Here is a 12,464-nt window from a genome sequence, read left to right on the forward strand (position 1 = left end):
ATTTTAATCGCGAGAATATATTCTAAATAATGGCAACCTTTGGTTGCCATTATCAATTGGGCGTAATAATGAATAAAAGAAAATACATTACATTTACGTATGTGTATGGTGAAAAATTTTGGATGTTAATGTGCCAGATACTCTTGAAGTCACTGCTATGCCCTGATTTTGTTAGTTTTATAAGGCAAGGTCGATGTGAAATTTATATATTTACATCTGATGCTGATATACCCGAAACCGCTCGCCCGCTAATTGAGCAATATAATAAGATATTTAATTTCAAGGTGTTATCTGCAAAAAATCAAACAGAGGCTTTATTGTTAGCAATTAAGCACTGTTCAGAGAATAATACAAGTTTAATTATGCTTCCACCTGATACGTATTTTGCATCAGGCTCTATAACAAGACTAGTTGACCTAAATGACCTCACACAAGCGGAGCACTGCTATGCAGCCCCTCACATTAGAGTTGATAGTGAAAAATTTATAAATGGGTTATCTTATTTTAATGGAGTTCTAGACTCAGCATCATTGGTTGAGTTGGGCTTAAAAACACTTCATTCAAGTTGGGATAAATGTATTCTTGATGAGACTAGTACACCTGAAAAATCCTACTTAACCGGTGCTATGCTGTTAAATGTTGGTAAAAAATATTATATTCAACACAGATTACCAACCTACTGGTTGGTGAATTTTAGAAAAAGTGATTTTGATCATTTCTTTAGAGGTGATTTTTACCACTGGGATTGCTATTGGCCAAATAAAATAATGGCTGAAAATAGGCATAAAGCAGTCGGATCTTCATCCGTTTTTTGTGCAGTTGAATTGACAAGCGAAGATACGCATGAGCCACTCGCATTTTCTGATCAGGAGGAGCGTTATGATGATTATGTTCATCGTTCTCACTCTACAGATATCAGTGGTATGTTTATTTACGAACTTAAATAATAATGAAGATAGATAAAATATGATCTCTGTAATTATTCCTGCATTTAACTACGCACATTTCCTTCCTGACGCAATTAATAGTGTATTGTCGCAAGGAGTGAGTGATATAGAGATCATTGTCTGTGATGATTGCTCCTCAGACAATACTGAATTTGTAGTAAAAGAACTACAATCAAATCATCCAGATAAGATTCGATATATTCGCCATTCGGAAAATATGGGGGCAATTCCTAATATTAATTTTGGAATAAGGCAAGGTAGTGGAGAATATATTTTATTACTAGGTGCCGATGATTTACTCTGCACGGATGTGCTTAAAGACTTACTGTTCGTGCTAGATAGTAAGAAAGAAATTGATTTTGTATATGGGAAATATAATTTTTTAGATGCAAATGGGATTGTTCATCCATTGCAACATCCGGGGTGGTTCACTGAAAGCTACTTTGGTACAAGGGACGAATTTCCCGACTTATTGTCATCTGATTGTTATATCAATATTGGCACAACATTATTTAGACGTTCTTTATTTTTATACTCAGATTTTTTTGATGTCTCACTTAATGTTGTATCTGAAGAGAAGTTCTTTAGGGCGACAGATTGGGATTTAGAGTTAAGACTGAGTCTCGAAGGTAAAAAATCGGCTTTCTTAAACAAAACAATCTCATTGTTCCGCGTTCATTCAAGCCAAGCTTCATCCGGTGATAAATATTTTCTTTCTGGGCTTGCAATATTAGAACATGGAAAACTAATTGAGCGATATGTAGTAGAAGAAAATTTCAATCGTCTGCAAGGCCATATAGAAAGAATTAAAAAACTTTTTATATCAAAGTATGAAGGCTTTAAGTTACATCATAAAACTGATCAATCAAGATATGAAATGGTTGAGAATTTTGCTGGTTGTATCATCTCTAAACTTGATGAGGCTCATGAAGCAATACTGTCAAAATATAAAGATTTTTCAGTTTCTGGGCATTTAGATGTTTCTGTAATTATCCCTACTAAAAATAGACCTGGCTTATTGGCTAACGCACTTGAAAGCTTGCTATTTCAGAATTTTAAAAACTTTGAAGTAGTCATTCATAACGATGGTGGTTGTGATATATCTGATCTAATAAATTTTTATGGCCAAAAACTAAAAATAGTTTATATCAAGTCTAACGAGTCTGGTGGTGCTGCATCCTCTAGAAATAAAGCACTAAAAGTAGCACACGGTGACATCATTACCTATCTTGATGATGATGATATTTATTTGGATAACCATCTAGAATTAGTCGTTAACGCATTTAAAAAGACCGATGCACTTTTTGTTTATACTGGTGCTGAATATTCAATACAAGAGCGAAAACAAGGTAGATTAGTAGAATTAGCACGTGAAAATATCTTTGAAAATTTTGAATTTTCTAGAGATCGTCTGCTTGCTAATAATTTTATACCTACGCCAACTTGGGCACATAAAAAGTCATTATTGCAGTATGTAAGCGGATTTAACGAGTCTCTTCCAATTCTAGAAGATTGGGATTTCCTGCTAAATGCCTCTAAGTTTACAGAGTTTAAATCAATAAGAGAGGTTTCGGTCGAAATTCGAAGTGACCGTTCTAGAGATGACCATACGTTAAGAAGTTATGATGATAAGTTTATTCAATATCATGAAGAGATTTATCGACTACACCCAACCTCTAATCCAGAAGTGTTGAAAGCGAGAAAACGCTTCCTTGCAGATTTAGAAAGAAAACAAAAAGGGTTATCTCCTGTTTCTTATGATTATGAGCAATGGGTGGAAGCACTTTGTACTACCGAATTAACCGCCCAAATTCATGCAGAACGAATGATGTTGAGATGGCCATCGCGCTATCAATTTAATCTTTTGATGGTTGTCGGTGAAGATGATTTCGATTTACTTTCAAAGACAATCGACTCTCTATGCGAGCAACTCTATAAACATTGGCGACTCATTGTGGTATCGGATCAACCGATCCCAGATGCTAGTTTTGAGGACAATGAAACCTTAGGATGGCTAACCATTGATTCGTTAGATGCAATGGATGTGGCGAATGCCTTAAATGGAATCATAGAGGCAATTCCAGCGGATTGGGCAACTCTAATTGAACCTGGGACTAAATTAGATTCTACTACTTTGCTAAAAGTGGGCGATCGCTTGCTGCTAAATCCAACAGCCTGCATCATTTATACGGATCATGATGAATACACCCCTGAAGATGTTCGGGTAAATCCTGCGTTTAAACCAGACTTCAATTACGATTTGTTGCGATCTGAAGACTACATTGGAAATAGTATTTTCTTTAGAACCGAACAACTCGCACTTGCCGGAGGTTTTCAACCCTATCAAGGGGCTCAAAATTATGAGGCAACCTTCCGAGTAGTAGAAATGTTTGGCAAGGACAGTGTTAGCCATGTTCCATTTCCTTTGATGACGTTACCAATTTCATCAACAAAAGATCATACAAGGATTGCTGCATCTCAAGTGGCGATCGAATCGCATCTAGCTCGGTTAGGTATCAAAGCAGAAGTAGCAAGTGGTTACATTGACGGTACATATCAAGTGTTCTACCGGCACGAATTGAAGCCAATGGTTTCAATTATTATCCCTAACAAAAATAAGCTTGAATTCCTTGCGCCATGTATAGATTCTCTTTTTGAAAAAACAGATTACACAAACTTTGAAGTTATTATTGTAGATAACCGGTCAACCGATCCTGATCTTTTTGAGTATTACGATGCGCTATTGAAGCGGTATCCAGGACAAGTACAGATTATTAACTACGATGCGCCATTTAATTTTGCTCATCAATGCAATATTGGTGCAGACCTAGCAAAAGGTGAATACCTATTAATGCTGAATAATGATATGGAAATTATTCAGCCTCAGTGGTTAGATCGCATGCTAGAACACGCCTTGCGTGAAGAAGTTGGCGTAGTTGGGGCAAAGCTAATGTACCCAGAAACGGCTAAATTGCAGCATGCTGGCGTTGTTCTAGGTTGTGGGCATCCAGAGGGTTTGGCACACCATATGCATCTTAAAATTCCAATGGAAAAAGATGTAATGTTAAATCGTACGAAAGTGGTTCAAAACTACTGTGCGGTGACGGCAGCATGCTTAATGATTCAGAAAGGGCTTTACTCCAGTATTGGTGGTATGGATGCTGAGAACTTTAGCATTCTATTTAATGATGTTGACCTGTGCTTAAGAGTCTCTCAACTCGGGAAGTCCGTTGTCTGGACACCGTTTGCCTCCTTAATTCATCATGCGCATAAATCATTAGATACCAAACATGATGATGAAACTTACTTGTACCTACAGAAGAAAACAAATCAGGAAAGAAAAAACTTTTCAAACAAGTGGCTATCTCTGATTGCTAACGATCCTAACTATCATCCATTACTTTCAAAAGTAAATGTAGGGGACCAATGGGATACTGCATTTGTTGTTCCTTGGGATAACATTCCAGATTCTCGACCTAAAATGATGGCATTACCGCTATCTGGTGGAAGTGGTGAATATCGTATTCAAATGCCACTACGTGTATTAGAGAAAGCTGCATTGGCTCAACATCAAGCGTACGTTTCAAATAGTCATCCAAGACTGCCAATGTTGTCAGAAATGGCCAGAAACAATCCAGATGTATTTATCATACAAAATGCATTGGCATCAGATTACGAGAAGATGCTGGCTATTTACGGTGAATATCTTCCTTCTCTATTTAGAGTGCAAATGTTAGATGATCTTTTGAGTGACATTCCAAAAGACAGTAGTATGCATCGGCATTTCCAAAAGCATTGGAAAGATGCAAAAAGCCGTTTAAGAAATACACTCAAACATTGCGATCGATTAATTGTATCTACCCAACCGCTAAAAGATTTTGCAAAGGACATGATTGAAGACATTATCGTCATGCCGAATATGCTTGAAAAATCGGTGTGGGGGACACTCGTCTCTAAAAGAAAAACATCGAAGAAACCACGCGTAGGTTGGGTGGGGGCTCAGCAGCATGGTGGAGATCTGGCGCTTATCTTTGATGTAGTGAAGGCAACCGCGAGTGAGGTAGATTGGGTGTTTCAAGGGATGTGCCCGGAAGAGATCCGTCCTTATGTCAAAGAGTGGAATACAGATTGGCTACCTATCAACAAGTATCCTGAAGCAATTGCAAAGCTCAACCTAGATTTAGCGATTGCCCCATTGGAAGTGAATCCGTTCAATGAAGCGAAAAGTAACCTTAGGTTGTTAGAGTATGGCGCGCTAGGTTGGCCTGTAATTTGTACAGATATTTATCCATACCAAGAAAATAATGCGCCAGTTTGCCGTGTGCCAAATGAAGTTGACGCATGGATAAGCGCCATCAAGGAACACATTGCCGATTTAACAGCAACAGCTAAGAAAGGTGATCAACTGAAGGTATGGGTTCATAAGCATTACATGATTGAAGACCATGCCCAAGAATGGTTAGCCGCACTGACCCCTAGAACGAAAAAAAAGTGTTAAGGGCAAGCTAATTGCAAGACTTAAATCGACTATTTAAACAGGCAGTTTCTGCTCACAACGCTCGGCCTGAAGAGGCTGAGCGTTGTTATTTAGCCATCTTACAGCGTGTGCCAACACATTCAGATTCTTGGCATAACTTGGCAATGCTTTACAAGCAGCAAAGAAAACACGAATCAATTATTCACTTGATAGAAAATGCTTCCGCCCATGTGAATGTCTCATCGTTAGTACTGGTTTTAGCCGAGTCATTGCTAGAGGATGATCTTTGGGCCGAAGCCGCCGCAATGTTTGGTGAATATCACCAATTAGCAGGTTTGCAATTAAACACTTTATCATTACAAGGTAAGTGCTACACCGAGCTAGAACAATACGACAAAGCGTTTGATTGCTATCAACAGGCGCTTTCTTCCTTTCCTGACTCTCCAATTCCATATGCACGCCTGGCGTCGCTATGTATTGAATTAGGCGAGTATGCCCAATCTAATCAATTAATCGAGCAAGCGCTGTCTATCCAAAAAGATGATCCTGAATTTTCAATGATCAAAGCGATGAATTATCGCTATCAAGATCGTTGGTTCGAAGCTGAACAATTACTAGAAAAAGCATTGGCTAAGGCGCCTAACGAAGCGGGTATCTGGTGTGATTATGGGATTGTATTGCAGGGGCAACAAAAACTTCATGCTGCAATCAACGCATTTGAGAAGGCACTTTCTTTGTCCCCCAAACATGCCTTGGCGCATTGGAACAGAGGCCTCGTCCTTTTGCAATTGGGTAAGTTTAAAGAGGGATGGATCGAATATGAATGGCGTTGGAGAGCTGGTATCAATGGTTATTTACCAGAGCTTAGCATCCCGAGATGGAAAGGTGAAAATCTGAATGGTAAACAGGTAGTTATTACAGATGAACAAGGGTTGGGAGATTGCCTTCAGTTTGTTCGTTATGTAGCACAATTAATTCACTCTGGCGCATCTGTGACGGTATGTATGCCGGCGCCAATGCAAAGCCTTGTAAAAATGAGTTGGCCAATTGTCAATTTGATTAATAAGCCCGATTTGAAATTACAGGGTACTTCAAAATTTGATTATTATTGCCCTGTCATGGATTTGCCAAGATGGCTTGATGAGGATAGACCTGCCCCGTTTAGCCCTTACTTAACGGTAGATGAAGTTCAGTTAAGAAAGTGGACAGAAAGGTTTAGCGCTATCGTTTCAATGGCTAATTTACAGATCGGTTTGGTCTGGCAAGGAAGTCGACGTAAAGGATATGCCCGCTCAGAATGGCTAGACAATCGTAGAAGCTTAAAGCTTCAAAATTTTGCAGAACTGTTTGAGATCGAAGGTGTAGAGTGGCATTCCTTACAGAAAGGTGCTGCCAGCGAGATTGTCCACGTATTTAATAAAGTTCAATTACATCACTTGGCGGATGAATTTGATAGTTTTGCAGATACTGCTGCGTACATTTTGCAGCTTGATGTAGTGGTCGCAGTAGATACCGCTGTAGCGCATTTAGCCGCTGCGCTAGGGAAAAAGGTCTTTCTACTCAATAGATTAGATACAGATTGGCGCTGGGGAGAACACCCTGGTGAAACGTGCTGGTACAGCACAATCACCGAGTTTAGGCAAAGCAAAATGGGGGATTGGAGTCTTCCTCTTTCAATGCTTAAAACGGCAATCCAAAAAGAAATTAAAAAATTTTAAAAAAAGACTAAAGTTTTTTCTGGCTGGTCCGATAAATGAATCAAAGAGTAGGGCAAACCACCCTAACACGAGTCAGCTAAGTTCGGTAGTTACCGACAAATTAGGAGAAAGATCATGGCCTTAACCGTAAACTCAAACATTGCATCGATGAATGCTCAACGCAACTTGAACAAATCATCTTCTGCATTGAATACTTCATTGCAACGCTTGTCATCTGGTTTGCGTATTAACAGTGCAAAAGATGATGCAGCAGGTCTAGCGGTTAGCCAAGGTATGACTTCTGCAATCCGTGGTGACCAACAAGCGGTTAAAAATGCAAACGACGGTATCTCTTTAGCGCAAACAGCTGAAGGTGCATTGGGTCAAGTTAGTGATAACTTACAACGTATTCGTGAGATTTCTGTACAGGCTGCTAACGGCTCAATTAGTGATACTAACCGTTCACAACTTCAAAAAGAGGTCGACCAGTTAACACAAGAAATTTCACGTATTGTGACCACAACAGAGTTTAACGGTACAACTCTATTGTCAGGTAATAGCTCTTTAACATTCCAAGTGGGTTCTGAAGGCTCTGCTTCCAACCAAGTATCAATCGCTTCATCTTCATTGAACTTGGCAAGTGGATTGGCAAATGCCTCGGGTATCGGTTCTACTGCTTCAGGTTCAACTGGCCTGAATACATTCAACACTAATTTGACTGCAGTACAAACAATCAGTGTTTTAACATCAGCAGCAGCCTCTGCAAACATTGAAGCGTTGGATGCAGATATTTCAACCGTAACAAACTCACGTGCGACTTTCGGTGCAGTACAAAACCGTTTCGAAGCAGTGATTGCTAACTTGCAAAACTACGTAGAGAACTTAGATTCAGCACGTAGCCGTATTCAAGATACTGACTTTGCTGCAGAAACTGCGGCTTTAACTAAGAACCAGATCTTGCAACAAGCAGGTACATCAATCTTGTCTCAAGCAAACAAACTGCCACAACAAGCATTGACGCTGCTACAATAAAATTGAGTGGCTAGTCATTAGCAAGTGAGAAAAAGGACATGGCCACGGGTCATGTCCTTTTACGCTAATACTGGAGAGAGATGATGGATATCCGTAAAGCAGCGACAAATGTGCAGTTGCAAAATACAATCCAAGCTGAGTCGGTTAAAAACCAACTGGCCCCATCAACAAATAATGGATCAAATCTAACCGTTAATGCGGTGAGTGGTGTTGATTCATCTAATGACGTCAAAAATGCTGAAGAAAATAAGCAAAAGTCACCATTGGATAAAGATGTCTTAAAGCAATCAGTAGAAGACACTAATAAAGCATTGGCAATGATGTCTACTTCACTAGAGTTATCCATTGATGATCAAAGCGATGAAGTAGTAACAAAAGTCATTGATAAAGATACAAATAAAGTGATTCGGCAAATTCCATCTGAAGAGATGATTGAATTGGCAAAACGGGTAGAAGAGTTTAAAAGCATACTGACTAGCCAAAAAGCATAGTCTTTAGCGAAGCGTTGGTTGTAAGGAGATTGTCATGGGCGTTAGTTCTAGTACTGGCTTAATTAGTGGTATTGATACCGCAACCCTTATTTCAGGGTTAATGGCTGTCGAAAAAGTTCCATTGACGACGCTTCAGACAAAGCTATCCAGTTACTCAACCAAAATTTCTGCATTTGGCACAATCAAGAGTAACTTATCTACCATCCAAACAGCTGCAGCCGCTTTAAAAGATTCTAGCAGTCTCGCGTTAAGCGCTGTTTCTAGTAGTGATACAGCAGTAGCGACAGCTACGACATCGGGTGGTGCGTCGGTCGGAAACTATAGTTTGTCCGTTAGTAAATTGGCGCAAGCAAATAAGATTATCACGAATAGCTCTACGGTATTTTCAGATACTTCTACCGCTATTTCTAATACAGCAGGTTCATTGCACCTATCTTCTGGTGATAATAGTTTTGATGTGAATTTGTCAGCAGACTCATCTCTAGAAGAAATTAAGAATGCCATAAATTCAAACAACGATAATACATCTATCGTTGCTTCTATTATTAATGATGGTACAAGCTATCGCCTTACGCTGACAGCCAAAGATTCTGGTGCAGATTCTACAATAGCCGTTACCAATACGAGTACTAGTGGTGGTGCTGGGCTTGATGTATTTGATACAACAAAAAGTGCATATTCGACAGTACAAGAAGCTCAAGATGCCTCTTTCAAAGTTGATGGTATTTCATTTACCCGCTCAAGTAATACGTTTTCAGATGTGATTGACGGTGTGACGCTTACCTTAAAAGCTGCAGACTCAACTACGCCTAAAACTTCGAGTATTTCCGTTACAACGGATATGGATTCAATTAAAGCAAAGGTAAATACGCTAATCGATGCCTACAATGCCATGAAAAGTAACGTTGATACTTTACGTGCGAAAGATGGGCGTTTGGAGGCTGACAATACATCATTGGAAATTGAAGAGCAGCTCAAGTCTCTATTTGCATCAAGCACAAGTGCGAGTGGAAGTTCTTATTCATATCTTTCCGAAATTGGTATTTCATTTCAAAAAGACGGCACCTTGTCATTAGACAGCACTAAGTTTGAAGAGGCTGTTAACTCAGATCCATCGTCAGTTCAGAATTTATTTTCTGATGCAGATAATGGGTTTGCCTATAAGATATATAATGCGTCTTATGATATGACCAAAACAGGTGGCTTATTGGCAAACAAAACCAAGAGTCTAACAACCTTGCAAACAACCACCCAAGATCGTATTGATAGCATGACGACGCGATTAACCAAGTACCAAGCAAGGCTAGAAGCGCAATTTGCTGCAATGGAAACAGCTCTGTCTAAATTAAATACGATGTCTAGTTATATTTCTGGATTGTCAACTACCACATCGTCATAAGATATGTTTTGATAGGTAAAATAATATGTCTAAAGCTTTAAATGCCTACCAATCTGTCAATGTAAATGCTGCTGTTTTAGGGGCGTCCCCGGCTGAGTTGATTGTTATGCTCTATGAAGGAGCGATGAGTGCAATACAGCGAGCGAAATGGGGTATTGAAAACAAAAATTACTCCTTGAAGTCAGCAATGATTACCAAAGCAAATAATATTGTCATGGCTTTGCGTGCAGCACTTAATCATGAAGTTGGTGGTGAGTTGACTCAAAATTTGCAGGATTTGTATCTATATATCGAAAAGTTATTATTAGATGCCAACCTCAAAAATGATGTTGAGTTATTAGAGCAATCTTATAAGTTACTTGCTGAACTACATAGTGCTTGGGCTGAGCTTGCTAAATCTGGTGTGGGTGCAGAAATGCCTGATGCATCTCAATCAGCGGTGTTGAAAGTATAGAAAATATATGTCTGCAAATTGGGCGCAACTGATTGCGATAATTGAAAATATTCAATCCACAAAATCGCAGGAAGATTTGCAGAATTTCTGCGATTTGCTTCCAGAGCTTGAGTCCATCATGCAAGCTATCCAGTCTGAAAAACTCGCAGCACCTGATCAGGCGATTTTAGAGCAAGTGCAATCAGGATTAGATGATTTAAGTGAATTTATAAAGTCTACCTTGCCTCAAATACAAGTTGGCATTCAATCCACTCAAACTTCCGCAAAACTTAATAAATTTTACGGTAGTTAAAAAGCCAGCATAGCGCTGGCTTTTTAACTATGGCTTCAAAATTGTATTTTTTGCTTTCGCGTTCATTTCTGGGTAGTCCCTACTAAAGTGGAGTCCTCGACTTTCTTTTCTAGTCAACGCACTTCTTACGATAAGCTCGGCCGTATCTACAAGGTTCCGCAATTCCAATAAGTCATTTGAGACCTTGAAGTGTCTGTAGTATTCCTGAATCTCTTGCTTTAGTAGATGAATTCGATTTAACGCACGCTCGAGTCTTTTCGTTGTTCTAACAATGCCCACATAGTCCCACATAGCATGGCGAAGTTCATTCCAGTTATGAGAAATGACAACTTCTTCATCAGCATCCGTTACTCTGCTTTCATCCCAATCTTTAACAGTCGGAAGAACTTGCTTTTGTTTATTGAGAATATCTTTCGCAGCGCTATCAGCAATCACAAGACATTCTAATAGTGAATTGCTAGCTAAGCGGTTTGCACCATGTAAACCAGTAAATGAAACTTCACCCGCGGCATATAGGTTGTTGACGGAAGTCTTGCCATTTAAATCTACAACTAAACCACCGCATGTATAGTGAGCGGCAGGCACAACTGGAATTGGCTCTTTGGTAATATCAATACCAAGCGAGAGGCATTTTGCTTGGATGTTCGGAAAGTGATGGGTAATAAATTCGGGTGATTGATGCGAGATGTCTAAATAGACACAATCAATACCATGTTTTTTCATTTCCGCATCAATCGATCTCGCCACTGTATCGCGAGGGGCTAACTCTGCTCTTTCATCGTATTCAGGCATAAATCGATGACCATTTGGCAATTTTAATATGCCGCCTTCACCGCGTACCGCTTCAGAGATGAGAAACGATTTAGCATTTGGATGATATAAGCAGGTAGGGTGAAATTGAATAAATTCCATGTTGCCTACTGAGCAACCAGCTCGCCATCCCAGCGCAATACCATCACCAGTAGAGGTGTCCGGGTTTGTGGTGTATAAGTAGACCTTCCCAGCGCCACCGGTCGCTAATACGGTAGAGCCTGCCGTGACCGTTTCAACTTTCCCCGTTTCATTATTTAAAATATAAGCCCCATAAACACTAGGGGCAGTCTCATTTGCTTGTTGGCTTTTGATCAGCTCAACGGCGATATGATTTTCGAAAATCGAAATATTTGGATGTTTTGCTACTTTGTCACTCAGTGTTGCCTGAACAGCAGCGCCAGTTGCATCTGCTGCATGAATAATTCGACGGTGGCTGTGCCCACCTTCACGTGTTAAATGAAATCCAAACTCGCTGTCATCTTTGGTAAATGGGACGCCTTGGTCAATTAGCCATTGAATGCTTTTCGCCGAGTTTTCAATAATAAACTTGGTAGATTCGGGGTTACAGAGTCCTCCCCCTGCGATGAATGTGTCTTGTACATGATCTTCCACAGAATCTTCATCCGCTAAAACAGCTGCGATGCCACCTTGTGCCCAGTTGCTAGCGCCATCGGTTAAGTGTTTCTTCGTGAAAAGCCCAACTTTCAAGTGGTCTGCTAATTTGAGTGCTAGTGTTTGCCCTGCTAAACCACTACCAAGAATCAATACATCAAAGTGCATGAACTTTACCTGCAACGGTTGTCTGAATGTAAATGTGATTTTATCAGAGCTTGGTAGGAAACTTCTTGTATTCTTCTTAGTC

At 39.7% G+C, this 12,464-nt stretch carries 9 protein-coding genes; 8 read left to right on the forward strand and 1 reads right to left on the reverse strand.

The window, feature by feature from the left end; translation table 11 throughout:
- Nucleotides 1-68 precede the first annotated feature (68 nt).
- The 8 genes from LIN78_RS01525 (at nucleotide 69) to LIN78_RS01560 (ending at nucleotide 10,789) form a co-directional block, all read left to right on the forward strand.
- Nucleotides 69-947, forward strand: a complete 879-nt coding sequence (locus LIN78_RS01525) for a hypothetical protein (protein WP_227177778.1) — start codon at nucleotides 69-71, stop codon at nucleotides 945-947.
- 19 nt (nucleotides 948-966) lie between these two features.
- Complete coding sequence (locus LIN78_RS01530) at nucleotides 967-5,445, forward strand: glycosyltransferase (RefSeq protein WP_227177780.1); 4,479 nt, start codon at nucleotides 967-969, stop codon at nucleotides 5,443-5,445.
- Nucleotides 5,446-5,456: 11 nt separating this feature from the next.
- Complete coding sequence (locus LIN78_RS01535) at nucleotides 5,457-7,142, forward strand: tetratricopeptide repeat protein (RefSeq protein WP_227177782.1); 1,686 nt, start codon at nucleotides 5,457-5,459, stop codon at nucleotides 7,140-7,142.
- Nucleotides 7,143-7,256: 114 nt separating this feature from the next.
- On the forward strand, nucleotides 7,257-8,153 hold the full coding sequence (locus LIN78_RS01540) for a flagellin N-terminal helical domain-containing protein (protein ID WP_227177784.1): 897 nt from the start codon (nucleotides 7,257-7,259) through the stop codon (nucleotides 8,151-8,153).
- An 80-nt stretch (nucleotides 8,154-8,233) separates the two neighbouring features.
- Nucleotides 8,234-8,644: a flagellar protein FlaG gene (locus LIN78_RS01545; protein WP_227177786.1), complete on the forward strand. Its 411-nt coding sequence runs from the start codon at nucleotides 8,234-8,236 to the stop codon at nucleotides 8,642-8,644.
- A 34-nt stretch (nucleotides 8,645-8,678) separates the two neighbouring features.
- A complete protein-coding gene (gene fliD / locus LIN78_RS01550; protein WP_227177788.1) occupies nucleotides 8,679-10,043 on the forward strand; it encodes a flagellar filament capping protein FliD in 1,365 nt (454 codons plus the stop codon).
- Nucleotides 10,044-10,068: 25 nt separating this feature from the next.
- Complete coding sequence (gene fliS / locus LIN78_RS01555) at nucleotides 10,069-10,497, forward strand: flagellar export chaperone FliS (RefSeq protein ID WP_227177790.1); 429 nt, start codon at nucleotides 10,069-10,071, stop codon at nucleotides 10,495-10,497.
- A 7-nt stretch (nucleotides 10,498-10,504) separates the two neighbouring features.
- Complete coding sequence (locus LIN78_RS01560) at nucleotides 10,505-10,789, forward strand: hypothetical protein (protein ID WP_227177792.1); 285 nt, start codon at nucleotides 10,505-10,507, stop codon at nucleotides 10,787-10,789.
- A 27-nt stretch (nucleotides 10,790-10,816) separates the two neighbouring features.
- On the opposite strand, the gene nadB is transcribed toward LIN78_RS01560, so the two are convergent.
- On the reverse strand, nucleotides 10,817-12,382 hold the full coding sequence (nadB, locus tag LIN78_RS01565; RefSeq protein WP_227177794.1) for an L-aspartate oxidase: 1,566 nt from the start codon (nucleotides 12,380-12,382) through the stop codon (nucleotides 10,817-10,819).
- Nucleotides 12,383-12,464: the final 82 nt, after the last annotated feature.

This window comes from Leeia speluncae, assembly GCF_020564625.1.
Taxonomy (GTDB): domain Bacteria; phylum Pseudomonadota; class Gammaproteobacteria; order Burkholderiales; family Leeiaceae; genus Leeia; species Leeia speluncae.

Bases quoted from the DNA above. Each gene is read 5' to 3' on its own strand.
- LIN78_RS01525 (WP_227177778.1), top strand. From the start codon at position 69: ATGAATAAAAGAAAATACATTACATTTACGTATGTGTATGGTGAAAAA.
- LIN78_RS01530 (WP_227177780.1), top strand. From the start codon at position 967: ATGATCTCTGTAATTATTCCTGCATTTAACTACGCACATTTCCTTCCT.
- LIN78_RS01540 (WP_227177784.1), top strand. From the start codon at position 7,257: ATGGCCTTAACCGTAAACTCAAACATTGCATCGATGAATGCTCAACGC.
- LIN78_RS01545 (WP_227177786.1), top strand. From the start codon at position 8,234: ATGATGGATATCCGTAAAGCAGCGACAAATGTGCAGTTGCAAAATACA.
- fliD (WP_227177788.1), top strand. From the start codon at position 8,679: ATGGGCGTTAGTTCTAGTACTGGCTTAATTAGTGGTATTGATACCGCA.
- fliS (WP_227177790.1), top strand. From the start codon at position 10,069: ATGTCTAAAGCTTTAAATGCCTACCAATCTGTCAATGTAAATGCTGCT.
- LIN78_RS01560 (WP_227177792.1), top strand. From the start codon at position 10,505: ATGTCTGCAAATTGGGCGCAACTGATTGCGATAATTGAAAATATTCAA.
- nadB (WP_227177794.1), bottom strand. From the start codon at position 12,382: ATGCACTTTGATGTATTGATTCTTGGTAGTGGTTTAGCAGGGCAAACA.